Source organism: Avibacterium sp. 20-126 (assembly GCF_044358625.1).
Taxonomy (GTDB): Bacteria; Pseudomonadota; Gammaproteobacteria; order Enterobacterales; family Pasteurellaceae; genus Avibacterium.
Window position 1 is genome coordinate 2024957 of record NZ_CP091457.1, and the last position, 23664, is coordinate 2048620.

Annotated in this window: 27 protein-coding genes; 16 read left to right on the forward strand and 11 right to left on the reverse strand. The window is 40.7% G+C overall.

The annotated features are described in order from the left end of the window. Positions 1-19 precede the first annotated feature (19 nt). The 13 genes from L4F91_RS09500 (at position 20) to hda (ending at position 10479) form a co-directional block, all read left to right on the forward strand. Positions 20-325: a hypothetical protein gene (locus L4F91_RS09500; protein WP_395896183.1), complete on the forward strand. Its 306-nt coding sequence runs from the start codon at positions 20-22 to the stop codon at positions 323-325. Positions 326-490: 165 nt separating this feature from the next. Beyond that, on the forward strand, positions 491-1543 hold the full coding sequence (hisC, locus tag L4F91_RS09505) for a histidinol-phosphate transaminase (RefSeq protein WP_395896185.1): 1053 nt from the start codon (positions 491-493) through the stop codon (positions 1541-1543). A 92-nt stretch (positions 1544-1635) separates the two neighbouring features. Further along, entirely contained in the window at positions 1636-2730 is a 1095-nt protein-coding gene (gene hisB / locus L4F91_RS09510; RefSeq protein ID WP_395896187.1) for a bifunctional histidinol-phosphatase/imidazoleglycerol-phosphate dehydratase HisB, read from the forward strand. 32 nt (positions 2731-2762) lie between these two features. After that, positions 2763-3776 carry a YhcG family protein gene (locus L4F91_RS09515; protein WP_265762319.1) on the forward strand — a complete coding sequence of 338 codons (1014 nt, stop codon included), beginning with the start codon at positions 2763-2765 and terminating at the stop codon, positions 3774-3776. 15 nt (positions 3777-3791) lie between these two features. Continuing rightward, positions 3792-4385 carry an imidazole glycerol phosphate synthase subunit HisH gene (gene hisH, locus L4F91_RS09520; RefSeq protein WP_265762320.1) on the forward strand — a complete coding sequence of 198 codons (594 nt, stop codon included), beginning with the start codon at positions 3792-3794 and terminating at the stop codon, positions 4383-4385. Next, the gene (locus tag L4F91_RS09525; protein WP_265762321.1) at positions 4385-4879 is read left to right on the forward strand and encodes a protein disulfide oxidoreductase; all 495 of its coding nucleotides are present in this window, start codon (positions 4385-4387) and stop codon (positions 4877-4879) included. Before hisH ends, L4F91_RS09525 begins: the two co-directional genes overlap by 1 nt. A gap of 23 nt (positions 4880-4902) precedes the next feature. Beyond that, entirely contained in the window at positions 4903-5652 is a 750-nt protein-coding gene (hisA, locus tag L4F91_RS09530) for a 1-(5-phosphoribosyl)-5-[(5-phosphoribosylamino)methylideneamino]imidazole-4-carboxamide isomerase (protein WP_265762322.1), read from the forward strand. Continuing rightward, positions 5634-6413: an imidazole glycerol phosphate synthase subunit HisF gene (gene hisF, locus L4F91_RS09535; protein ID WP_250364044.1), complete on the forward strand. Its 780-nt coding sequence runs from the start codon at positions 5634-5636 to the stop codon at positions 6411-6413. Before hisA ends, hisF begins: the two co-directional genes overlap by 19 nt. Position 6414: 1 nt before the next feature. After that, positions 6415-7041, forward strand: a complete 627-nt coding sequence (gene hisIE, locus L4F91_RS09540) for a bifunctional phosphoribosyl-AMP cyclohydrolase/phosphoribosyl-ATP diphosphatase HisIE (protein WP_250364043.1) — start codon at positions 6415-6417, stop codon at positions 7039-7041. Between the two features lie 9 nt (positions 7042-7050). Beyond that, positions 7051-7554, forward strand: coding sequence for a chorismate lyase (locus L4F91_RS09545; protein WP_250364042.1), 504 nt, complete (start codon positions 7051-7053; stop codon positions 7552-7554). Positions 7555-7704: 150 nt separating this feature from the next. Next, complete coding sequence (gene upp, locus L4F91_RS09550) at positions 7705-8331, forward strand: uracil phosphoribosyltransferase (RefSeq protein ID WP_250351541.1); 627 nt, start codon at positions 7705-7707, stop codon at positions 8329-8331. Between the two features lie 98 nt (positions 8332-8429). Further along, positions 8430-9683, forward strand: coding sequence for an NCS2 family protein (locus tag L4F91_RS09555; protein WP_265762323.1), 1254 nt, complete (start codon positions 8430-8432; stop codon positions 9681-9683). A gap of 106 nt (positions 9684-9789) precedes the next feature. After that, positions 9790-10479, forward strand: a complete 690-nt coding sequence (gene hda, locus L4F91_RS09560; RefSeq protein WP_268738960.1) for a DnaA regulatory inactivator Hda — start codon at positions 9790-9792, stop codon at positions 10477-10479. A 121-nt stretch (positions 10480-10600) separates the two neighbouring features. Here hda and L4F91_RS09565 read toward each other — a convergent pair whose 3' ends face one another. From L4F91_RS09565 to ccmA, 11 genes are all read right to left on the reverse strand, one after another. Next, positions 10601-11176: a hypothetical protein gene (locus L4F91_RS09565; RefSeq protein ID WP_250351539.1), complete on the reverse strand. Its 576-nt coding sequence runs from the start codon at positions 11174-11176 to the stop codon at positions 10601-10603. Between the two features lie 16 nt (positions 11177-11192). Beyond that, a complete protein-coding gene (locus tag L4F91_RS09570; RefSeq protein WP_250351538.1) occupies positions 11193-11588 on the reverse strand; it encodes a VOC family protein in 396 nt (131 codons plus the stop codon). A 118-nt stretch (positions 11589-11706) separates the two neighbouring features. Then, positions 11707-12606 (reverse strand): c-type cytochrome biogenesis protein CcmI, encoded by a 900-nt coding sequence (gene ccmI, locus L4F91_RS09575; RefSeq protein ID WP_250364040.1) that lies wholly within the window; start codon positions 12604-12606, stop codon positions 11707-11709. A 3-nt stretch (positions 12607-12609) separates the two neighbouring features. Continuing rightward, the gene (locus tag L4F91_RS09580) at positions 12610-13092 is read right to left on the reverse strand and encodes a cytochrome c-type biogenesis protein (protein ID WP_250364039.1); all 483 of its coding nucleotides are present in this window, start codon (positions 13090-13092) and stop codon (positions 12610-12612) included. Next, positions 13092-13637 carry a DsbE family thiol:disulfide interchange protein gene (locus L4F91_RS09585; protein ID WP_250364038.1) on the reverse strand — a complete coding sequence of 182 codons (546 nt, stop codon included), beginning with the start codon at positions 13635-13637 and terminating at the stop codon, positions 13092-13094. The genes L4F91_RS09580 and L4F91_RS09585 overlap by 1 nt, the downstream gene beginning before the upstream one ends. Positions 13638-13656: 19 nt before the next feature. Then, positions 13657-15606, reverse strand: a complete 1950-nt coding sequence (locus tag L4F91_RS09590; protein WP_395896194.1) for a heme lyase CcmF/NrfE family subunit — start codon at positions 15604-15606, stop codon at positions 13657-13659. Further along, positions 15606-16121 carry a cytochrome c maturation protein CcmE gene (gene ccmE, locus L4F91_RS09595; protein WP_250351533.1) on the reverse strand — a complete coding sequence of 172 codons (516 nt, stop codon included), beginning with the start codon at positions 16119-16121 and terminating at the stop codon, positions 15606-15608. The genes L4F91_RS09590 and ccmE overlap by 1 nt, the downstream gene beginning before the upstream one ends. After that, on the reverse strand, positions 16118-16321 hold the full coding sequence (gene ccmD, locus L4F91_RS09600; RefSeq protein ID WP_250351532.1) for a heme exporter protein CcmD: 204 nt from the start codon (positions 16319-16321) through the stop codon (positions 16118-16120). Before ccmD ends, ccmE begins: the two co-directional genes overlap by 4 nt. A gap of 107 nt (positions 16322-16428) precedes the next feature. After that, entirely contained in the window at positions 16429-17166 is a 738-nt protein-coding gene (locus L4F91_RS09605) for a heme ABC transporter permease (RefSeq protein WP_265777470.1), read from the reverse strand. A 45-nt stretch (positions 17167-17211) separates the two neighbouring features. Beyond that, entirely contained in the window at positions 17212-17877 is a 666-nt protein-coding gene (ccmB, locus tag L4F91_RS09610; protein WP_395896197.1) for a heme exporter protein CcmB, read from the reverse strand. Positions 17878-17922: 45 nt separating this feature from the next. Next, on the reverse strand, positions 17923-18573 hold the full coding sequence (ccmA, locus tag L4F91_RS09615; RefSeq protein WP_395896199.1) for a cytochrome c biogenesis heme-transporting ATPase CcmA: 651 nt from the start codon (positions 18571-18573) through the stop codon (positions 17923-17925). 525 nt (positions 18574-19098) lie between these two features. On the opposite strand from ccmA, the gene leuA reads away from it, so the two are divergent. The 3 genes from leuA (at position 19099) to leuC (ending at position 23661) form a co-directional block, all read left to right on the forward strand. After that, positions 19099-20652, forward strand: a complete 1554-nt coding sequence (leuA, locus tag L4F91_RS09620) for a 2-isopropylmalate synthase (RefSeq protein ID WP_395896201.1) — start codon at positions 19099-19101, stop codon at positions 20650-20652. 11 nt (positions 20653-20663) lie between these two features. Beyond that, a complete protein-coding gene (leuB, locus tag L4F91_RS09625) occupies positions 20664-21746 on the forward strand; it encodes a 3-isopropylmalate dehydrogenase (RefSeq protein WP_265777473.1) in 1083 nt (360 codons plus the stop codon). Positions 21747-22251: 505 nt separating this feature from the next. After that, positions 22252-23661 (forward strand): 3-isopropylmalate dehydratase large subunit, encoded by a 1410-nt coding sequence (gene leuC, locus L4F91_RS09630; protein ID WP_250351526.1) that lies wholly within the window; start codon positions 22252-22254, stop codon positions 23659-23661. The last annotated feature ends 3 nt before the right edge of the window (positions 23662-23664 follow it).

The window sequence follows — 23664 nt, forward strand, 5'->3', positions numbered from 1 at the left end:
AAAATGAGAGGCTAGAAAAATGCAAGATCAACGAGGTAATAACCAAATTGAAATTTATCAATTAGCAAACGGCGAAACTCAAATTGAAGTGAAATTTGAAAATGACACGGTTTGGCTTTCTCAAGCCCAAATAGTGAAACTTTTTGGTAGAAATCAGTCTGTAATTTCACGTCATATTCGTAATGCAGTAACAGATGGTGAAATCTCAGAAAAAAGCAATATGCAAAAAATGCATATTGCTTTTGCAGACCGTCCAGTCACCTTTTATGATTTGGATACTGTGATTCCTTTGGTACTTACGCTTAAATCAACATTTACTCGCTAAACCTGTAGAGCGACTGATTAATGATAACACGTTAGTCGCACTTGCACTTTTGGTGGCGGAAAGTTTGCCAGAACAAAAAGAATTAATGATAAAACTGATCGAACATTTTATTTTGATCAAATAAAAGTGCGGTCAAAAAAACGAAAATTTTTAGAGAGAACAACAATGACAATCACAACCTTATCACGCAAAAATATTCAAGCCCTCACGCCTTATCAATCGGCGCGCCGTTTAGGTGGGAAAGGGGATATTTGGTTAAATGCCAATGAATTTCACTCATCTCCTCAACTGAATTTGACTCAGCAGAATTTTAATCGCTACCCCGAAGCGCAACCACAAGCATTGATTCAAGCGTATGCTGATTACGCAGGGGTAAAAAAAGAAAATGTGATAGTAACCAGAGGAGGGGATGAAGGGATTGAATTAATCATTCGAGCGTTTTGTGAAGAGCAAGATAGCGTGTTATATTGCCCGCCGACCTATGGAATGTATGCGGTGAGTGCGCAAACCTGTGGTATCGCAACGAAAACCGTTCCTCTAACGGCTGATTTTCAACTTAATCTTGCCGAAATTGAACAACAACTTGATGGCGTTAAAGTTATTTTTGTATGTAGCCCAAATAATCCGACAGGCGGTTTGTTGAAACGGGAAGATTTACTTACCTTATTACAAATGACTCGAGGCAAAGCTATTGTCGTCGTTGATGAAGCTTATATTGAATTCTGCCCAGAAGCGACAATGGCTAACGAACTCGCCCATTATCCTCACCTTGCGATTATCCGAACCTTATCAAAAGCCTTTGCACTTGCAGGATTGCGTTGTGGTTTCACCTTAGCGAATACGGCGCTGATTGATGTCTTACAAAAAGTGATCGCGCCTTACCCAATTCCTGTTCCGGTATCAGATATTGCCGTACAAGCCTTAAGCAAGGAAGGGGTAGCGACAATGCGAGCAAATGTGGATGAAGTCATCACGCAACGCCAATGGCTGGTTAAGCAATTAGGCGATTTACCTTTGGTGGAACAGATTTTTGAGAGTGAGGCAAATTATCTGTTAATTAAATTTAAAGAGGGGCAACACGTTTTTCAGCAATTATGGGAGCAAGGCATCATTCTACGTAACCAACACACTGCGCTAGGATTGCAAAATTGCGTGAGAATGACGGTGGGAAGTGCGGTAGAAAATCAACGTGTAATCAATGCGTTAAAGGCACTTTAGCCATTTAAACCCGTAACAAGAAAAAATACGCGTTTATCTTATTTTCTGATGATAATATTAAACACGCAACGTTACTTTATAAGGAAACACCAATGACACAACAATCTATTTTATTTATTGATCGAGACGGAACCTTAATTGATGAACCGAAAACAGACTTTCAAATTGATAGCCTAGAAAAATTAAAATTTGAAAAAAACGTTATCCCAGCCTTACTCAAATTGAAAAACAAATATCGCTTTGTTATGGTCAGTAACCAAGATGGTTTAGGTACTGCCTCTTTTCCACAGGCTGATTTTGATGCCCCTCATAATGCAATGATGATGTTGTTTAACTCGCAAGGTATTGAATTTGACGATGTGCTGATTTGTCCGCACAAGCCTGAAGATAACTGTGATTGCCGTAAGCCAAAAACTAAATTATTGCAAAAATATATCGACCGTGAATTATTTGACCCCGCCACCAGTTTTGTCATTGGCGATCGTGCAACCGATGTGCAATTGGCGGAAAATTTAGGCATTCGAGCCTTACAATATCATCCTGAAAAATTAAACTGGGATCTAATCAGTGAAAAATTATTAGGCGAACCTGTTACTAACATAGGAAACCATCAGCCACGCTATGCCGAAGTAGAACGAAAAACGAAAGAAACAGAGATTAAAGTTCAAGTATGGCTAGACGAAACAGGACATAATGACATCAAAACAGGCGTGGGTTTTTTTGACCATATGCTCGATCAAATTGCCACGCACGGCGGTTTTAGAATGAATGTTTATTGCAAAGGTGACCTTTGGATTGATGAGCATCACACGGTTGAGGATACCGCCCTTGCCTTAGGCACAGCACTGAAACAAGCCATTGGTGATAAACGTGGCATCGCCCGTTTTGGCTTCGTATTGCCAATGGATGAATGTCGAGCTGAATGCGCAATGGATCTTTCCGGTCGCCCATTTATTAAATTTAATGCACAATTTAAACGCGAAAAAGTTGGTGATTTCAGTACTGAAATGACGGAACATTTCTTCCAATCTATTGCATTTACCCTGTTAGCAACCTTGCATTTAAACGCTGAAGGCGATAATGATCACCATAAAATTGAAAGTTTGTTTAAAGTGTTTGGACGAACATTAAGACAAGCGATTAAAATTGAAGGGAATGAATTGCCGAGTAGTAAGGGGGTACTCTAATTCTTATGGGTAAAGTCTGAAGGGAAATGACTATGCTAAGCAACACAGCCATCATTACTGATATTAAACAAATCATCGCGCAATCTCGTGAAAATGCAGTAAGAGCGGTAGATTTTCAACGTGTGCTGATGTATTGGCACATTGGTAAACGTATTTTCGAAGAAGAACAGCAGGGGCAAGCGCGGGCGGATTATGGGAGTTATTTGATCAAATCTCTTGCAAAACAATTGCAACCTGAGTTTGGTACGGGGTTTTCTGCTCGTCAGCTAGAACGTTACCGTCAATTTTATCGAACTTTTCCAATTGCGACCGCACTGCGGACGCAATTAAACTGGACCCAGTATAAAAGCTTAATTTCAATTAATGATCCTGATAAACGCGAATTTTACATTGCCGAAAGTATCAAGAATAATTGGAGTTCTCGTCAGTTAGAACGTCAAATTAATAGCAGTTTATATGAACGTTTACTGTTAAGTAATGACAAAGAAACCGTGCTTGCAGTGGCGAATAATCAGCTTATCCCTAATGATCCTAAACAGATTATTAAAGATCCTATGGTGTTGGAATTTCTCGGGCTGCAACGTGAAAGTGCCTATTATGAAAAAGATCTTGAACAAGCGATTATTACTCATTTACAGGAATTTTTGCTTGAATTAGGTAATGGTTTTTCTTTTGTTGCACGGCAGAAACGTTTACATCTTGAGGGCGATGATTTTTTCGTGGATCTCGTTTTATATAATCGCTTACTACAATGTTTTGTGATTATCGAAATCAAAACCCATAAATTAACGCATCAGGATTTAGGACAGTTACAAATGTATGTCAATTATTTTGATCGTGTTGAAAAGCTGCCACGAGAAAATCCAACCATTGGGATTTTATTATGTGCAGATAAAAATGATAGCGTAGTGAAATTTTCCTTACCTGAAAATCAACAGCAAATTTTTGCTAGTCAATATCAACTTTATCTACCATCAGAAGAATTATTGCTGACAGAAATACGCAAAGAAATTGAAAATTTTGAACAAAAACAACAAGAAAACTAGGATACTCAGAAAAAAATGCAAACCATTACTATCATCAATACAGGCTGTGCTAATCTTTCTTCGGTGAAATTTGCGTTTGAGCGATTAGGCTATCAAGCGGATATTACCGATGATCTTGCCAAAATTCAGCGTGCTGAAAAGCTTATTTTACCGGGAGTGGGAACGGCATTGGCCGCAATGCAAAGTATGCAAGCCCGTCAATTAACCCACGTTTTAACTCAGCTTACGCAGCCGGTTTTAGGCATCTGTTTGGGAATGCAGCTAATGACAGATTATTCTACGGAAGGTGATGTGGAAACGCTGAAACTTATTCGCGGTAACACGCAATGTTTGCCAAATAAAGGATTACCATTACCCCATATGGGCTGGAATAAGGTACATTATCAGGATAACCACCCATTATTTAAAAACATTCCGCAAGACATCTATTTCTATTTTGTGCATAGCTATGCCGTTTTGCCAAACGAAAATACGATTGCTACCTGCGATTATGGCGTGCCATTTTCTGCAGCGATTGCGAGAAAAAATTTCTATGGCGTGCAATTTCACCCTGAGCGTTCAGGCAAAGTAGGCGAACAATTATTGCGCAATTTTATGGAAAATCTCTAATGAACAAAATCCAAAGTGCGGTGAAAAATCTGCTCATTTTTGTCTTATTGTTTGGCGTTATCTCTCTCGCAATGGATTATTGGCGGCGTCCCAATGCCCCTGAAAATGCGTTGCAACAACCATTGAGAAAGTTGGCAGGAGAACGTATTCAGTTAGCCAAGCTCAGCAAAGAAAAGCCCGTGCTACTTTACTTTTGGGGAAGTTGGTGCAGTATTTGTTCACTGACTTCACCAAGCATCGCAAGCCTTGCCAATGAGGGCATACAAGTCATTAGCGTGGCATTAAAATCGGGCGATGATCAGACGGTACAAGACTATCTACAGCAACACCAATATAATTTTTTGACCGTAAATGATCCACAGGGGACACTTTCCGCCCAATGGCAAATTCAGGTAACACCAAGTATTATCATTATTAAAAATGGCAAAATTGTGCATACCACCACAGGATTAAGTAGTCCTTGGGGCTTAAAATTACGTTTATGGCTTAGTTAATAAATCCAAAAGAGAAAATAACAATGAAAAAAACATCACAAATTATCCCCGCACTTGATCTCATTGACGGCAAAGTGGTGCGTTTATATCAAGGGGATTACGCGCAGCAAACACAATATAGCGATAACCCCATTGCTCAATTTCAGCATTATTTATCGCAAGGTGCGAAGCAGTTACATTTGGTAGATTTAACGGGAGCGAAAGATCCAAGCAAACGTCAAACCAAGCTTATTGGTGAAATCATTGCGGCAACCCAAGCCAATATTCAAGTGGGGGGCGGTATCCGCACAGAACAAGATGTGACAGATTTACTCTCCGTCGGTGCTAATCGCGTGGTGATTGGTTCAACGGCAGTAAAACAACCTGAAATGGTGAAACAATGGTTCACTCACTATGGTGCAGAAAAATTTGTTCTTGCCTTAGATATTCATATTGTAGAGAGTAAAAAACGCATTGCCATTCACGGCTGGCAAGAAACCAGTCCACTTACTTTAGAACAAGTCATTGAGGAGTTTCATCAAGTGGGCTTACAACACGTCCTTTGTACGGATATTTCCCGTGATGGCACATTACAAGGCTCTAATGTTGCCTTATACCAAGAAATTTGCGCCGCTTTCCCACAGATTGAATTTCAATCTTCTGGCGGTATTGGCTCACTGGCAGATATTGCTGCATTAAAAGGCACTGGCGTCTCAGGTGTGATTGTCGGGCGTGCATTATTAGAAGGAAAATTTAACCTAGCGGAGGCGATTCAATGTTGGCAAAACGGATAATTCCTTGTTTAGACGTGCGTGATGGGCAGGTGGTAAAAGGTGTGCAATTTCGCAATCACGAAATTATTGGGGATATTGTTCCTTTGGCAAAACGCTATGCAGAAGAGGGGGCGGACGAACTGGTGTTTTACGACATCACGGCCTCATCAGACGGGCGCACGGTGGATAAAAGCTGGGTGGAGCGGGTAGCGAAAGAAATCAATATTCCATTTTGTGTCGCAGGAGGAATTAAAACCATCGCAGATGCGGAGCAGATTTTTACTTTTGGTGCGGATAAAATCTCAATAAATTCCCCCGCACTTGCTGATCCTACATTAATTACACGGTTAGCGGAGCGCTTTGGTGTTCAAGCCATTGTGGTTGGTATTGATAGTTGGTTTGAGCAAGAAACCGGAAAATACTGGGTTAATCAATATACCGGCGATGAAAAACGTACACGCCAAACAAATTGGCAGTTATTAGATTGGGTCAAAGAAGTACAACAACGCGGAGCGGGGGAAATTGTGCTAAATATGATGAACCAAGACGGTGTACGTAATGGCTATGATTTAGTTCAACTTAAAAAAGTGCGTGAAGTATGCAACGTGCCACTGATTGCCTCTGGCGGTGCTGGCGAAATGGTGCATTTCCGCGATGCCTTTATTGAAGCGAATGTGGACGGTGCATTGGCAGCAAGCGTGTTTCATAAGCGGATTATTGATATTAGTGAATTAAAACGTTATTTACGCAATGAAAAAGTTGAAGTGAGAGGTGAGGAATAAAATGACAAATCAAGTATTAAAAGCCAAAATCAACTGGCAAAAAGTGGACGGCTTACTTCCGGTTATCGTGCAAAATGCGACGACTTGCGAAGTGTTAATGCTAGGCTATATGAACCCTGAAGCACTAGAAAAAACCCTTTCAGAAAAACGGGTTACCTTTTATTCTCGCACCAAGCAACGTCTTTGGACAAAAGGAGAAACTTCAGGGCATTTCCTTAATGTGGTGGATATGAGTTTGGATTGTGATAATGACACCCTATTAATCCTTGCTAATCCCATTGGCGAAACGTGCCATACTGGGGCGGAAAGTTGTTTTCATCAATTTGAAAAACAAGATGAGCCAGATTGGATCTTTTTTAGTAAATTAGAACGTTTAATTGCGAGCCGCAAAGGGGCTGATCCTGAAAGCTCTTACACCGCCCACTTGTATTCACGCGGCACAAAACGCATCGCACAAAAAGTGGGGGAAGAAGGGGTGGAAACCGCACTGGCAGCGACAGTAAAAGATCGTGAGGAAACCATTTGCGAGGCAGCAGATTTAGCCTATCACTTAACCGTGTTACTGCAAGACGCGAATTTAAGCTGGGCAGATGTGATTGCGAAGCTGAAAGAACGGCATCAAAAATAAGTCTAAAAAATGAATTTTGCACACTATCGTCAATTACTCTCTCGCCCTGATTGGCAAACATCAGGGCATTTTGCCACACCTGAAATAGCGCAATGGATACAGCATCAAGGTTCGCTAACGCAGAAATTGCAACAAGCCTGCCAGCAACTTTCCGTGGAGGTTATTCATCAGGGCTGGCAAACAAATTCCTCGACAAAAACTTCCGAAAAAAGCACCGCACTTAATGATGTCTGGCTACGCGAAGTATTGCTAAAAGGCGATGGCATCCCTTGGATTTTTGCACAAACACGCCTGCCTAAAGATACCGTTGATAACGTCGCACAATATGTATTGCAACTAGATAATGCACCCATTGGCTTGTGGTTATTCAAACAACCCATACAACGCACCTCTCTTTATTGGCGACAAGATCCTGAAACTGGCTTATATGCACGTTATTCAGATTTTGACCTCAAAGGATATGTTTTACAAATCAAAGAGTTATTTCTTGATAATTTCTCTTTCCCAGTCTAGCTCTTTCTTTATATGAGTGCGACATCAAAAAAATGAATGAAAAAACACCGCACTTTTTTCATTGATTTTGCATAATTTTGCTGTTCATTTTGATCACTTTGATTTAGAATTTGTCGATTTTATTTTTACGGGTCGAATAAGGGGTTAAAAATGAAAATTGTTGAAGTTAAACATCCATTAGTGAAACACAAATTAGGTTTAATGCGTGCGGCTGATGTTAGTACCAAACACTTCCGTGAACTCGCTACTGAAGTAGGGAGTTTATTAACCTATGAAGCAACCGCTGATTTAGAAACTGAAAAAGTGATTATTGATGGTTGGTGTGGCCCCGTAGAAGTAGATCGAATTAAAGGCAAAAAAGTAACGGTTGTGCCGATTTTACGTGCTGGTTTAGGAATGATGGACGGAGTGTTAGAGCATATTCCAAGTGCGAGAATTAGCGTAGTTGGTATGTATCGTAATGAGGAAACCCTTGAGCCAGTTCCTTATTTCCAAAAATTAGCAAGCGATTTAGAAGAACGTTTAGCCATTGTCGTTGATCCTATGCTAGCAACAGGGGGATCGATGATTGCCACAATTGATTTATTAAAAGAAAAAGGCTGTAACCAAATTAAAGTATTAGTGTTAGTAGCCGCACCTGAAGGGATTGCTGCATTAGAAAAAGCCCATCCAGATGTAGAATTATATACCGCTTCTATCGATCAAAAATTAAATGAACAAGGCTATATTATCCCGGGCTTAGGTGATGCCGGTGATAAAATTTTTGGTACAAAATAATCTTTTTAAAAACGGCATTTATGCCGTTTTTTTCCGCGTGTTTTATGTAAATAAAACGTTTTTTTAAAGTTAATTCAGACAGAGAGTTGAAACTTAAAATGATAAAAACCAATCCAAATGCACCTATTGAGGTGGAAAACAAAGCCAAACAAGCCTTTGTAGGCTTGCAAATGTTATTTGTTGCTTTTGGCGCACTAGTACTTGTTCCCCTTATTACAGGCTTAGATGCCAATACCGCATTATTAACCGCGGGGGTGGGAACATTACTTTTCCAATTATGCACGGGTAAACAAGTCCCCATTTTTCTTGCTTCTTCTTTTGCTTTTATTGCGCCAATCCAATATGGCGTTGCGACTTGGGGGATTGCCGTAACAATGGGCGGGCTAGCTTGCACTGGCTTAGTCTATTTTGCGTTAAGCACACTGGTAAAACTAAAAGGTGCGGAAGCCTTACAAAAGATCTTTCCGCCTGTCGTGGTAGGCCCTGTCATTATTATTATCGGTATGGGACTTGCGCCTGTTGCGGTAGATATGGCACTTGGGAAAAACTCAGCATATCAATATAATGATGCGGTTTTAGTTTCTATGGCAACACTCTTAACGACGCTGGCAGTGGCGGTTTTTGCTAAAGGAATAATGAAACTGATTCCAATTATGTTTGGTATTACGGTCGGTTATATTTTATGCTTATTCTTAGGCTTAATTAATTTCCAGCCTGTCCTTGATGCCCCTTGGTTTAGTTTACCGCATATCACCACACCAGAATTTAAGCTAGAAGCTATTTTATACTTACTTCCAATTGCGATTGCCCCTGCGGTAGAACACGTTGGCGGAATTATGGCGATTAGCTCTGTAACGGGTAAAGATTTTCTGAAAAAACCGGGATTACACCGCACATTACTCGGTGATGGTGTCGCGACCACTGCGGCATCATTATTGGGTGGCCCACCAAATACCACCTATGCGGAAGTAACAGGGGCAGTTATGCTAACACGCAACTTCAATCCAACAATTATGACCTGGGCTGCCGTATGGGCAATTGCCATTTCTTTCTGTGGAAAAGTGGGGGCATTTCTTTCCACCATTCCAACCATTGTAATGGGAGGCATTATGATGCTAGTATTTGGCTCTATTGCAGTGGTCGGAATGAGTACCTTAATCCGTGGCAAAGTCGATGTTACCGAGGCACGCAATCTGTGCATTATTTCTGTGGTGATGACTTTTGGTATTGGTGGAATGTTCGTGAACTTCGGCGAAATTTCATTAAAAGGTATTAGTTTGTGTGCGGTTGTGGCGATCCTTCTTAACCTGATTTTGCCAAAAGCGAAAGATCAGGTAGAAATTCAAGAATAAAATATCACCAAATTCAACGTAGAAAATAGGGGTAGGCTTTATTTATCCCTATTTTTTTTGTATATTCTTACCGCACTTTAGTTTACGAACACATTGGTTATTAGATTTGCAGTTACCGCTTCCCATTCATCAAATTGATGAAGAAACTCTAGATAATTTTTATGCCGACAATAATTTATTGTTGCTCGATTCCTTGCATAAAAATTTTACTGAATTAAAACAGCAATTTTTCTATATCTGGGGAACAAAAAGTAGCGGCAAAACCCATTTACTAAAAGCCTGTTCTAATGAATTTTTAGTGCAGCAACGCCCTTCTATTTATGTGCCATTAAGCAAATCACAATATTTCTCCCCTGAAGTGCTGGAAAATTTGGAGCAGCAAGATTTAGTCTGCTTAGATGATATTCAAGCGGTGATTGGTAATGATGAATGGGAGCTCGCAATTTTTGATCTGATTAATCGTATGCGAGAACAAGGGCAAGGTATTTTACTCATCAGTGCCAATCAATCACCAAATGCGCTACCAGCGAAATTGCCTGATTTGAGATCACGTTTATCTTGGGGGGAAAGTTATCAGCTTGTATCTTTAGATGATGAACAGAAAATCAAGGTATTACAACAAAAAGCACATTCTCGTGGCATAGAACTGCCCGATGAAACCGCTAATTTTCTGCTAAAACGCCTTAATCGTGATATGCACACGCTGTTCCAAGCATTGGCAGACTTAGATAAAGCCTCTTTACAAGCACAGCGTAAACTGACGATTCCTTTCGTGAAAGAGATTTTAAAACTATAAAGGGAAGGTATTCCCCTTCCCTCTCAGTATGTTATCGTCATTCCAAATAAAAATCATACAGCGTTGCCGCTTCCTTATGTACGACGAGTAACACCGCGGTCGCTTTCTCGTATTTTCATTTTCAACGACGATAATAATCTTGTTTACAAATTGTTTTTTTCAGCATTTCTGAATTTTTTGCAATATTTTGTGTTGCAACTTGTTTACCGTATTTATTTTCTTCATCTTGCACCTGCTGTGCAATTTTTTCATCTTGAATGTTAAATACAGGCGCATATTGCACATTTTCTGGCGCATTTTTAGAATAAATGGTGGCACCTGCAATGCTTGCATAATATTCATTATTAGCTTGGTCAATATAATAAGTACGAGAATCGGTCATATCAACGCCATAATGTGATCTAAACCCTCGACAAATCCCCGCACCAGATTTGAATACCGTGTGCGCAACACGATTTTCACTCACCTCATACACTTCAAACTCAATACTTTTGGCGAGTTTTTCTGCATCGCTCATTTTCTTAGGATTAAGAAGCTTCGATTCTTCCTTGCTCACATAGGTTTGATTTTCTGGCTCACTTTCAGAAAAACGAAAAACTTCCACATAACCAGAAGGCTCTGCCGTTTCTTCAACTGCCATAATGAAATGGCTAGAAAAGCTAAGGAAGATAGCCGTTGCTATATTTAACTTTTTCATTTTGTTACCAAATATTTTACTCAATTTCGTATAGTTCCAAAGGTAACCCATCTGGATCTTGAAAAAAGGTAAACTGCTTACCCGTTAATTCATCGACTCTGATAGGTTCACAAAAAATGCAATGTTGGGCTAAATATGCCACAACTTGATGAATATGCTTTACTTTAAATGCCAAATGGCGTAAACCGCAAGCTTCTGGTTTTGTCACTCTGGCTGGCGGGTTGGGAAAGGAAAACAGCTCAATTTGACTACCATCGGGCAAAGCAAGATCCAGTTTATAGCTGTCTCGCTCTGCTCGATAGGTTTCTTGAATCACCTTTGCCTGCAAAATTTGCGTGTAAAAATGTTTAGATTTTGCGTAATCTGACGCAATAATCGCAATATGATGAAAACCTAAAAATAATGAATTCATTTATCCTCCACGCAATAATCGCTCCACTATATCATTTTTTCAGTAAAATGTGGAATTATCGCTCAAATAGGAAAAAGATAAGATTGGCGTATTTCAAATGGCGCGACGCCACACATCATTACTTTTTCTGATTTGCCTTCTCTTTTTCTTCTTGCGCATCACGCGCTGCACGGATACTTTTTTCTAATAATGCGACTCTAGGATCATCTTTGGGAATTAAACGCAGCATCATTGCCCAAGTAACCGCAGCCATTTTATATTCTTCAGCTTCAAAATATTGAAAAGCCAACAAACCTAACGCCTGTAAATTCGTATGATCTTTACGCAGTACGCCTTTGAGTAAATCCATACCTTTATTTTTATCCGTTTGGTCATCAGAGAACATTAATATACGTGCATAAGAAAGCTGATATTCCTTATTTTCAGGATCTAATTTTACCGCTCTTGCATAGCTGTCATAAGCCAAACGTGCATCATTAAGATTCATTGCCGCCTGCCCAAGCGTCCACCAATCTGCCGCATTATTTGGCTCTTTTTGCAATTTCAAACGCAAAGCCATCGCAAACTGCTGTAATTCTTGCTCATTCATTGGCTTACTTTCTTCTTCCTTTAAGCGTTCATAAAAGTGCGGTAATTTTTGATAAGTTTTTTCAATCATAGCCTCTTGTTGCCACGCTCCTACACGCATATAGCCTAATCCCGCTAGAATAGCCAACGCGAGAAAACCTGAAACAAACCAAATTTTGCCATATTGTTTATGATCTTGTTGCAGCGGTTCATTTTCAGGAATATCTTGCAATAAGGTTTGTTGCAATTCTGTGCGTAACTGCGGGGTATCTTCAATTAAGCCTTGTTGTTCATCATCCTCAAGTTCTTTTAACCGATTAAGATAAAAGGCTTTATTTAACTTATTTCGCTTATTGCTATCCTGTTCGGTTTTGCTTGAAAATAATAAGGGATAGAAACAAATCACTGCAATCAAGAGTGTTACGCCTAGACTAATGAGCCAAAAATTCATTGATTATTCCTTATCTGCTAATAATTTTGCTAAACGTTGCTGTTCTGCTTGGGTTAATTTTTCATCATCCATTTGTACCGCACTTTGCTTTGCCTGAATTTGTGTTTTGGATTTGCGGCGTAACACTAAAATACCACCAAATAACACCAAGCCAATCGGTACAATCCAAAGTAATAGCGTAGCTGGCGTGAGCGGTGGGTTGTAGGTAACAAAGTTGCCATAACGTTGCACCATATAATCCACCACTTGCTGTTTAGTTTGTCCTTGATTGAGCAATTGATAAACTTTTTCGCGCATATCCACCGCAATGGTGGCGTTAGAATCTGCAATATTATTGTTCTGACACTGCGGGCAACGTAGCTCTTGGGTGAGGCTTTGATAATCTTGTTCCTGTTGTGCTGACGCAAAATTCCGCACCTCAATCGCTGCCTTGGCGGTGATAGCAAAAAATAAAAGTGCGGTAAAAAAATAAGGAATTTTTCGCATTATTTTTGTTCCATTAATTTTTGATAAATTGGCTGTAACGTGCTTTGCCAGACTTTTTCGTTCACATCACCTGCATAGCGATAATGAATGATGCCTTTGCCATCAATAATGAAGGTTTCTGGTGCGCCATAGACGCCTAAATCAAGTCCAAAAGCGCCTTTTTCATCTTTAATCACAAGCTGATAAGGATTGCCTAACTCTTTTAACCATTTAATCGCCTTATCCGTTTTGTCTTTATAATCTACCCCGATAATGGTTATCCCTTGTGAATGAAGCTGATTTAAATATTGATGTTCCGCATAGCAGGTGGGACACCAAGTTGCCCATACATTCAATAAGATTGGCTTGCCTTGCTGAAAAATACGTTGCTCGTGCGTTTTGTTGTCAAACAGATCTTGCAATATTGCGGTTGGCACAGGTTTGCCCACTAACGCACTTTCCAACGCTTTGGGATCATCGCCGTTGGAATTACGCTGTAATTGAACGAAAAAGGCAATACTCAATGCCAAAAATAAAATTAGCGGAATTGCATATTTTTTATTCATTATAACCTTCTTATTCTGTTTAAGCCTTCGTTAATAACTGTTTGAAACGGTAACGTCGATCAAACATACAAAGCAAGCCGCCTAACGCCATAAAGAGACCACCGAGCCAAATCCAACGAATAAACGGTTTATAATATAAACGTAATGCCCACGCGCCATTGCCAAGGCTTTCACCTAATGCCACATAGAGGTCGCGTGCAAAGCCCCAATCAATCGCGGCTTCTGTCATTGACATTTTACTCACGGTGTAAAAGCGTTTTTCAGCATACAGCGTGGCTTCATATTGACCATTTTTACTGATTTCAATTTCTGCCTTGCCACCAAGATAGTTTGGCCCATTCGCATCACTAATCCCTTGGAATTTAAAATCATAGCCTGCAATCTCAATGCTATCACCAACGTTCATTCGCACATCACGTTCAATGCTGTAATTTTGGCTAAAGGCAATCCCCCAGACGGTCATCGCCACGCCGAGATGTGCCAACACCATTCCCCAATGGGAACGGGAAAGTTTACTTAGCCCTGCAAAAAAGTGATGGCGGTGAGTAGCTCGCTGTTGTAATTCGTATAAGGCTAATACGGTGATGATCACCGACATCATCACGCCTAGCACAGAGGTTGCCGTGATACGATCTTGTAACCAATAAGGCAACCCCCCCCCCGCAATTAACATCAAAATTAGGCTAAGAATGACTGGCGTTCGGATAGCAGAAAATTGATCTCTACGCCATTTTACCAACGGTCCAATACCAAGTAATAAAGCAAAAGGGATCATAATATAAAGGAACATTTGATCGAAGAACGGTGCGCCAATAGAAATGCTGCCCAAGCCAAGTTGTTTATGCACTAAAGGCAATAATGTGCCTAAAAACACCACAGCAAGTGCGGTCATTAAAAGGATATTATTGAGTAACAACATCGTTTCGCGCGAATAACGTTCTGCATTATCTCTTGAGCGAATGCGGTTGCCTTTGTAAGCATACAAGGTCAGTGAGCCACCAATCACGACGATCAAATACGCTAAAATATAGAGTCCACGGGTTGGATCAGAAGCAAAGGCGTGTACAGACACTAAAATACCCGAACGCACAAGGAATGTGCCGAGCAAACAAAGGGAAAAGGCTAAAATCGCCAGCAATACTGTCCAAGCTTTAAATGTGCCTCGCTTTTCGGTTACTGCAAGCGAATGCAATAACGCCGTTCCTGCCAACCAAGGCATTAATGAGGCGTTTTCTACCGGATCCCAGAACCACCAGCCGCCCCAGCCGAGTTCATAATACGCCCACCAAGAACCAAGTACGATCCCTAAGGTTAAAAACACCCAAGCGGCCATTGTCCAAGGTCTTGACCATCTTGCCCACGCGGTATCCAGTTTGCCCGTCATTAATGAGGCAATGGAAAAAGCAAATGCCACTGAAAATCCCACATAACCCATATAAAGCAGGGGTGGGTGGAAAATTAAACCAATATCTTGCAATAATGGATTTAATTCTCGCCCTTCCACTGGAAAATTTGGAAAGGTACGTGTAAAAGGGTTCGATGTGAAGAGGACAAAAATCAAAAAACCAATCGTAATAACCCCCATCACGCCTAACACGCGCGCAACCGCTTCTTGCGGTAACGGCTTGCTGAAAAAGGCTACCGCAGCACTCCATAAGGTGAGCAACCAAATCCATAGCAATAATGAGCCTTCGTGCGATCCCCATACCGCAGATAAGCGATAAGCCAAGGGTAACGTTGTATTTGAATTATTGACCACATATTGCACAGAAAAATCATTGGTCGCGAATAGATAAAATAAGCACGCAAATGCCAAACTCAATGCCACAAATAACCCATAGGTCATTGGACGTGCTAATGCCATCAGCTGGGCATTATTTTTTTCTGCCCCATATAAAGGGAATATCGCCAATAATAACGCAATGCCTAAACTTAGGGCTAACGCATAATTTCCTAATTCCGCAATCATTATTTACCTTCTCGTTTTTCTTGGCGATCACGTTCGCTTTCATGGCTTAAATCTGAAATGCCCATTGGCTTATGCACTTTTTTCATTTGTTCGCCTAATTCGGGTGGAACATAATTCTCATCGTGTTTTGCCAATACTTCACTGGCTTCTAGCACAGTCGGGGTTTTTAATACCCCTTGTGCAACAATGCCCTGTCCTTCACGGAATAAATCAGGCAAAATGCCTTCATATTCCACCGTAATTGAAGGCCCAATATCATTGAGATCAAATACCACTTTCAGGCTTTTCGCATCACGTTTTACTGAGCCTTCCACCACCATTCCGCCAACACGGATACGTTGCCCAACGTGCGGTTTGGTTTCCGCATTCTCATTTTTGCCATAAAGTACTTCTGTTGGTGTATAAAATAAATCAATATTTTGACGCAACGCATACAACACCAGCGATGACGCCACCGCAAGACCGACTAACACAAATAAAACAATGGTTAAACGAGATTTACGTCTTGGATTCATAGGCTTTCTCCCGTTCTACGTTTTTGTTCATATTGGGCACGTTGTTGTTCACGTTTAATTTCATTAATGAGATTTTTCTTACTCATCACCCCTTGCAAGATCAAGCCCACAATGGCTAAGAAAGAAATGCCATAGGAAAGCCAGACGTAAAACCCATAGCCCCCCATATTTAGAAAATCACTCACAGAGTTAAAAAACATTCTCTTATCCTTATAAAATTAAAAATTCGTTGAAAAACCACCGCACTTTAGTTTTCTCCCCGCATTATGTTTAAAAAATAAAAGTGCGGTGCAAATTTATGCAAAATTTATTTGCTATTTACTAACATTTTTACCCAAGGGCGTTTTTTCTCATCATTTAATAAGGCTAAACGATAACGCACTAATGTTAAACAAATGGTTAATGCCATAAAGCCCAAAATAGATAAAATCAGTGGGATCAACATCGGCGTTGCAATAGATGGCTTTTCAAATTTGGTGATACTCGCGCCTTGGTGCAAGGTATTCCACCATTCCACAGAGAAGTGGATAATCGGAATATTGATAACACCAACAATGGATAAAATGGCGGCGGCTTTCATTCCTGTTATGCGATCTTGGAATGCGGAATACAACGCAATCACGCCTAAATATAAGAAAAATAAAATTAATGATGCGGTTAAGCGTGCATCCCACACCCACCACGTTCCCCACATAGGTTTTCCCCAAATCGCCCCAGTTACTAAGGCGATAAAAGTAAATACCATACCAATTGGTGCCATCGCAATAATTGAAAGATGTGCTTGGCGAATTTGCCACACTAAACCAATGATTCCCGCAATCGCCATTGACACATAAATACTCATTGACCAAATGGCTGCCGGAACGTGAATATACATAATGCGAAAGCTATTACCTTGTTGGTAGTCTGCTGGTGCATAAGCTAAGCCCCATACTAAAGCCGTCGCAATGAATAAGGTTGAAAGTATGGCAAACCAAGGAAGTAATTTTCCACATACGCGATATTGCGTTTCTGGTTTAGCATAAGGGTGAAGCCATTTCCACATAATGAATATTTTCCTTACTTTAAAATCAAAAATCAGTTTCTCACGTTATTCCACGCTAATCCGTAACGCTGCCGCAATAGCAAAAGGCGATAAGGTTAATGCAACACATAACATTGCGCCCAAAATAGCAAGTTGCCCGTTATAAGGCAAGGTAAGTGCCGCCGCTTCAAGGACAGACGAAGAAAAAATCAACACGGGAATAAACAAAGGTAACACCAATAAACTCAGTAGCACACCGCCTTTGCGTAGCCCAACCGTAAGTGCCACACCAATTGCACCAAGACAGCTTAGAATTGGCGTCCCCAATAACAATGTCAGCACTAACGCCCACCAAATATGGCTATCCAAAGAAAGCAATAACGCAGCAATAGGGGAAAGCAAAATCAAGGGTAAGCCTGTCAATAACCAATGTGCCACCACTTTAGCTAATGCGGTTAAGGCTAAATGTTGTGAGCTGAGCATTAATTGCTCTAATGAGCCATCAATAAAATCATCACGAAATAAACGTTCAAAAGATAATAATGCCGAGAGCAACGCTGCCACCCAAGCAACCCCGGGGGCAATTTCGGCGAGTAATTTCGGTTCTGGGCCGATGACCAAAGGAAATAAGGTAATAATAATCAAAAAGAACCACAACGGATTGAGAATCTCCGTTTGTTTTCGCATCGCAATGCGTAATTCCCGTTTGATAATTTGCGTAAATATCTGCATAAAAACGTCTCTCATTTTGCACCGCACTTTATTTGAGCGTAGCGACTAAGCACGATGTGGGTCAAATTTATATTTCTCTAAATCCAGCACCTGTAATTGTTCGCTCGGGATCGCTTGATGACTAGTTAAAATCACCATTCCGCCTTTTTCCACTTGCTGTTCAAATAAGCCTGTTAAAATGCGTACACCCTTTTTGTCAATCGCCGTGAAAGGCTCATCTAAAATCCATAAAGGCGCTTGGGAAAGCCATAACCGTGCAAGGGCAATACGTCGCTGTTGCCCTGCGGAAAGTTGCCCTGCGATAATCTCTTCACGCCCGAGTAAGCCCACTTTTTCCAATGCCTGCCAAAGGGCTTCTTCACCTTGTTGGCATTGGCTAACGGCTTGATAAAATTTTAAATTTTCCCACGCGGTGAGTTCTGGTTTAATTCCCGTGTGATGACCTAAATATAATAACTGGTAATAATACGCTTCACGGCATTGTTTAATCGGTTGAGCATTCCAGCATACTTGCCCAACAACGGGTTGGGCTAGCCCAACTAAAATCCGTAATAAACTGGTTTTTCCAATACCATTATGTCCTTCAATCTGTACAAAATCACCACTTTGCCAAGTTAAAGATAACTCGGAAAATAAGGTTTTATCACCACGTTGGCAGGTAATTTGTTCAAGCTGTAATTGATTGATTATTGACATAAAAATTGACAATTATTGGAAAATGCCCTGATTCTATCATAAGGCGATAACACCGCGTAGTTCTTCCAGTAAAGAAAGGCTACCCCTTTAGTGGTATTTGTAGGTTATTATTGATTTAACGCAAAATTTGTTTTTTCTTCTTTATCAAAATAAATTTTATTCTCTTGTTTTCAGGAAAAGTGCGGTATAAAAAAATAACATTTTTGCTACTTTTAGTTTATTAAACCAATATAAAATTAAAATATGAAATATTAAACTAAACGAACACATTGAAAATCGTTTGCTTTAGAGAAAAATCCTAAAATAGTGTTTGACAGTTTATTTTTAGCAGGTAAGATAAAACCGTTTTCAAGAAGGATTATGTTTTATGTTTACTCGTGTTTTGCTTTCACTCCACCTGCTCCTCTCACAATTTTTGTGCGGCTAGCTTGTGGATAAAAAACACGTTATGTAAAAATTTCCCAAATTTGACCCGCACTTTAGAGGCGGGTTTTTTTATATTCAAAATCAATGAAAGGATAAGTTATGACAGATCAAGTGATTATCTTTGACACCACCTTACGCGATGGCGAGCAAGCCCTAAAAGCCAGTTTAACGGTAAAAGAAAAACTACAAATTGCCCTTGCTCTTGAACGTCTTGGCGTTGATGTAATGGAAGTGGGATTTCCTGTTTCTTCTGCGGGGGATTTTGAATCCGTGCGCACCATTGCGGAACATATCAAAAATAGTCGTGTCTGTGCGTTATCTCGTGCGGTGGATAAAGATATTGACGTGGCAGCAGAAGCCTTAAAAGTGGCGGAAGCATTCCGAATTCATACTTTCATTGCCACCTCAGCTTTGCACGTTGAAAGCAAATTACGTCGCACCTTTGATGATGTGGTAGAGATGGCAATTAATGCGGTTAAACGTGCGCGCCGTTATACCGATGATGTGGAATTTTCTTGTGAAGATGCTGGGCGTACAGGCATTGATAATATTTGCCGTATTGTAGAAGCCGCAATCAATGCGGGAGCAACCACAGTGAATATTCCAGATACAGTGGGTTATTGTTTACCAATGGAATATGGCAATATTATCGCCAATGTAATGAACCGTGTACCAAATATTGATAAAGCGATTATTTCCGTGCATTGCCATAATGATTTGGGAATGGCGACTGCGAACTCTTTAACTGCGATACAAAATGGTGCAAGACAAATTGAATGTACAGTAAATGGTATCGGTGAGCGTGCGGGTAACACGGCATTGGAAGAAGTGGTGATGGCAATTAAAACCCGTCAGACCTTGTTTGGCGTAGATACTCGTATTAATACACAAGAAATTCACCGTGTTAGCCAAATGGTTAGTCAATTATGTAATATGCCAATTCAACCCAATAAAGCGATTGTTGGGTCAAATGCCTTTGCCCATTCTTCTGGTATTCATCAAGACGGTATGGTGAAAAATAAAAATACTTACGAAATTATGTCGCCAGAAACCATCGGTTTGAAAAAAGAAAAATTGAATTTAACGGCTCGTTCTGGGCGTGCAGCGGTAAAAAATCATATGGATTCAATGGGATATCAAGAAAGTGAATATGATTTAGATAAATTGTATGAGGCGTTCTTGAAATTAGCAGATAAAAAAGGGCAAGTGTTCGATTATGATTTAGAAGCCCTTGCTTTTATTGATATGCAGCAAGGCGATGAGGATCGTTTAACCTTAGATGTGATTACTTCACAAATGATCAGCCATTTACCTGCCTCTGCCTTTGTGCAAGTGGAGCTAGACGGTGAAAAATTAAGTCAAGTATCCAGTGGAGGTAATGGCCCAGTGGATGCGGTGTTTAATGCCATTTTGAACATCACGAATATTGATTTAAAAATGTTGAATTATCACTTAACGGCTAAAGGCGAAGGGGCTGAGGCACTAGGGCAAGTGGATATTGTGGTGGAGCATAAAGGTCGCCGTTTCCACGGGGTGGGCTTGGCAACGGATATTGTAGAATCCTCAGCCCGTGCGCTGATCCACGCCATCAATGCAATTTACCGCTCACATAAAGTAGAAAATTTGAAATTAAGCAAAAACTCGATCAATTAAGGAGTGATACGATGAAAAATTATAATGTTGCTGTATTAAGTGGTGATGGCATTGGGCCTGAAGTGATGGCAGAAGCCATTAAAGTGCTTGATGCCGTACAACAAAAATACGGTTTTCAGCTTAACTTCCGCCATTTTGATGTAGGTGGCATTGCCATTGACAAGCACGGCACAGCGTTACCAGAAGACACCTTAACAGGTTGCGAACAAAGCGATGCTATCTTATTTGGTTCAGTGGGTGGACCAAAATGGGAACATCTTCCGCCTAACCAACAACCTGAACGCGGTGCGTTATTACCATTACGCAAACATTTTTCATTGTTTTGTAATTTACGCCCTGCAACCTTATACAAAGGCTTAGAAAAATTCTGCCCATTGCGTGCGGATATTGCCGCTAAAGGTTTTGATATGGTTACCGTCCGTGAATTAACGGGAGGCATTTATTTTGGTCAGCCAAAAGGGCGCGAAGGCGAGGGAGATAATGAGAAAGCCTATGATACGGAAATTTATCATCGCTATGAAATTAAACGCATTGCCAAAGTTGCCTTTGAAACCGCAATGAAACGTAAAAAACATTTAACGTCTGTAGATAAAGCCAATGTATTAATCAGTTCAATCTTATGGCGGGAAGTGGTTGAAGAAGTTGCGAAAGATTACCCAGAAGTAACGTTAGATCATATCTACATTGATAATGCTACGATGCAATTAATCAAGCAACCTGAATTTTTTGATGTGTTACTTTGCTCAAATATTTTCGGCGACATTATTTCTGATGAATGTGCGATGATCACGGGTTCAATGGGAATGCTACCTTCAGCGAGCTTAAACGAAAAAGGATTTGGTTTATATGAGCCTGCAGGCGGTTCTGCCCCTGATATCGCAGGGAAAGGTATCGCAAACCCAATTGCACAAATTCTTTCTGCCGCAATGATGTTACGTTATAGCTTTAATCTTAATGAGGCGGCGAATGAAATAGAAAGTGCGGTACAAAAAGTGCTAGAAAATGGCTATCGTACAGCAGATTTAGCCGATGAAAACACACCTGTTTCAACGAAGGAAATGGGGGATCTGATTGTGGCGGAGATTAAGGCTTAGCCATTTATTAAGAAACTTGATTAATTTATCTGGTTTCACCTAACTGAAACTTCATTTTCTTTGTTCGCACAAAGAAAACGAAGCAAAAGAAATGCGCCCTGATAACTTGCTTTTCTTCATTTCGTGGAGTGGCAAACGGCGGATTTTTAACTCGCCTGCAAGCAGGCTCAAACACGAAAAATCCCCCTAGCCACTTAGCCACTCATTCAGGCAAGTTATAAAGGGGAAAAACGGGATATTCACTATCCTTTTAATTTAACAAAGATAGTACTTCGGGTTACCTGCTGTTTTGCCCAAACGTAAATAAATTTTTAGGAAAATTCATTCTAAAAAATGGAAGCAAAACAGCAGAGAGCTTTTTTGCACAAGCAAAGACACCTTTTAGGTTGAACGTTGCTTTTGCAACAGCACGCAGTGCAAGGCATAGCCACAGTAAAATGAAGTCGCTATTAGGCGAAACCAAACAGCAGATACCAAATATTAAATACCAAATAACGAGCGAAATATGAAAAAAACTCTCTACGACAAATTATTCGATGCACACATCGTCTACGAATCACAAGGTGAAACACCGATTTTATACATTAATCGCCATTTAATTCACGAGGTTACTAGCCCTCAAGCATTTGATGGATTACGAGTCGCGAACCGCCCAGTTCGTCAAGTAGGAAAAACCTTCGGCACAATGGATCACAGTATTTCAACGCAAGTACGTGATGTGAATAAATTGGAAGGGCAAGCCAAAATTCAAGTGCTTGAATTAGCTAAAAACTGTGCAAAGACAGGAATTGAGTTGTTTGATATGAATAGCAAACAACAAGGTATCGTTCACGTAGTTGGACCTGAACAAGGGCTAACCTTACCGGGTATGACCATCGTATGTGGCGATTCACACACCGCAACTCACGGCGCTTTTGGTGCATTAGCCTTTGGAATTGGAACATCAGAAGTCGAACACGTGTTAGCAACACAAACCTTAAAACAAAGCCGCGCGAAAAATATGAAAATTGAAGTGCGTGGTAAAGTTGCCCCGGGGATTACTGCAAAAGATATTGTGCTTGCGATTATCGGTAAAACCACAATGGCTGGTGGCACAGGACACGTTGTAGAATTTTGTGGCGAAGCGATTCGTAACCTCTCAATGGAAGGTCGAATGACAGTATGTAATATGGCAATTGAACTTGGTGCGAAAGCAGGATTAATTGCCCCAGATGAAACGACCTTTGAATATTTAAAAGGGCGTCCTTATGCGCCGAAAGGTAAAGATTGGGATGAGGCTATCGCTTATTGGAAAACACTCAAAACCGATGAAGGGGCTGAATTTGATACGGTAGTCGTATTAGAAGCCAAAGACATCGCACCACAAGTCACTTGGGGAACAAATCCGGGACAGGTGATTGGTATTGATCAAACCGTACCCAATCCAGCGGAAATGCGTGATCCTGTGATACGTGCCTCTGCGGAAAAAGCCTTAGCTTATATTGGTTTAGAACCCAACGCAGATTTAACTCAGATTTCCATTGATCAAGTATTTATTGGCTCTTGCACGAACTCTCGTATTGAAGATTTACGCGCTGCCGCTGCGGTGATGAAAGGGCGTAAAGTGGCGGATAACGTAAAACGCGTGTTGGTTGTTCCGGGGTCTGGGCTTGTGAAAGAACAAGCAGAAAAAGAGGGGTTGGATAAAATCTTTATTGAAGCTGGCGCACAATGGCGTAACCCCGGCTGTTCAATGTGCTTAGGAATGAACGATGACCAACTAGGCGAATGGGAACGCTGTGCCTCCACCAGTAACCGTAATTTTGAAGGCCGTCAAGGGCGTAATGGCCGAACACATCTTGTTAGCCCAGCAATGGCAGCAGCCGCAGCGGTGTTTGGTAAATTTGTCGATATTCGTCAAGTGGAATTATATTAAGGA

Excerpts from the sequence above, each read along its gene's own strand:
- L4F91_RS09500 (WP_395896183.1), top strand. The coding sequence starts at position 20 with ATGCAAGATCAACGAGGTAATAACCAAATTGAAATTTATCAATTAGCA.
- hisC (WP_395896185.1), top strand. The coding sequence starts at position 491 with ATGACAATCACAACCTTATCACGCAAAAATATTCAAGCCCTCACGCCT.
- hisB (WP_395896187.1), top strand. The coding sequence starts at position 1,636 with ATGACACAACAATCTATTTTATTTATTGATCGAGACGGAACCTTAATT.
- L4F91_RS09515 (WP_265762319.1), top strand. The coding sequence starts at position 2,763 with ATGCTAAGCAACACAGCCATCATTACTGATATTAAACAAATCATCGCG.
- hisH (WP_265762320.1), top strand. The coding sequence starts at position 3,792 with ATGCAAACCATTACTATCATCAATACAGGCTGTGCTAATCTTTCTTCG.
- L4F91_RS09525 (WP_265762321.1), top strand. The coding sequence starts at position 4,385 with ATGAACAAAATCCAAAGTGCGGTGAAAAATCTGCTCATTTTTGTCTTA.
- hisA (WP_265762322.1), top strand. The coding sequence starts at position 4,903 with ATGAAAAAAACATCACAAATTATCCCCGCACTTGATCTCATTGACGGC.
- hisF (WP_250364044.1), top strand. The coding sequence starts at position 5,634 with ATGTTGGCAAAACGGATAATTCCTTGTTTAGACGTGCGTGATGGGCAG.
- hisIE (WP_250364043.1), top strand. The coding sequence starts at position 6,415 with ATGACAAATCAAGTATTAAAAGCCAAAATCAACTGGCAAAAAGTGGAC.
- L4F91_RS09545 (WP_250364042.1), top strand. The coding sequence starts at position 7,051 with ATGAATTTTGCACACTATCGTCAATTACTCTCTCGCCCTGATTGGCAA.
- upp (WP_250351541.1), top strand. The coding sequence starts at position 7,705 with ATGAAAATTGTTGAAGTTAAACATCCATTAGTGAAACACAAATTAGGT.
- L4F91_RS09555 (WP_265762323.1), top strand. The coding sequence starts at position 8,430 with ATGATAAAAACCAATCCAAATGCACCTATTGAGGTGGAAAACAAAGCC.
- L4F91_RS09565 (WP_250351539.1), bottom strand. The coding sequence starts at position 11,176 with ATGAAAAAGTTAAATATAGCAACGGCTATCTTCCTTAGCTTTTCTAGC.
- L4F91_RS09570 (WP_250351538.1), bottom strand. The coding sequence starts at position 11,588 with ATGAATTCATTATTTTTAGGTTTTCATCATATTGCGATTATTGCGTCA.
- ccmI (WP_250364040.1), bottom strand. The coding sequence starts at position 12,606 with ATGAATTTTTGGCTCATTAGTCTAGGCGTAACACTCTTGATTGCAGTG.
- L4F91_RS09580 (WP_250364039.1), bottom strand. The coding sequence starts at position 13,092 with ATGCGAAAAATTCCTTATTTTTTTACCGCACTTTTATTTTTTGCTATC.
- L4F91_RS09585 (WP_250364038.1), bottom strand. The coding sequence starts at position 13,637 with ATGAATAAAAAATATGCAATTCCGCTAATTTTATTTTTGGCATTGAGT.
- L4F91_RS09590 (WP_395896194.1), bottom strand. The coding sequence starts at position 15,606 with ATGATTGCGGAATTAGGAAATTATGCGTTAGCCCTAAGTTTAGGCATT.
- ccmE (WP_250351533.1), bottom strand. The coding sequence starts at position 16,121 with ATGAATCCAAGACGTAAATCTCGTTTAACCATTGTTTTATTTGTGTTA.
- ccmD (WP_250351532.1), bottom strand. The coding sequence starts at position 16,321 with ATGTTTTTTAACTCTGTGAGTGATTTTCTAAATATGGGGGGCTATGGG.
- L4F91_RS09605 (WP_265777470.1), bottom strand. The coding sequence starts at position 17,166 with ATGTGGAAATGGCTTCACCCTTATGCTAAACCAGAAACGCAATATCGC.
- ccmB (WP_395896197.1), bottom strand. The coding sequence starts at position 17,877 with ATGCAGATATTTACGCAAATTATCAAACGGGAATTACGCATTGCGATG.
- ccmA (WP_395896199.1), bottom strand. The coding sequence starts at position 18,573 with ATGTCAATAATCAATCAATTACAGCTTGAACAAATTACCTGCCAACGT.
- leuA (WP_395896201.1), top strand. The coding sequence starts at position 19,099 with ATGACAGATCAAGTGATTATCTTTGACACCACCTTACGCGATGGCGAG.
- leuB (WP_265777473.1), top strand. The coding sequence starts at position 20,664 with ATGAAAAATTATAATGTTGCTGTATTAAGTGGTGATGGCATTGGGCCT.
- leuC (WP_250351526.1), top strand. The coding sequence starts at position 22,252 with ATGAAAAAAACTCTCTACGACAAATTATTCGATGCACACATCGTCTAC.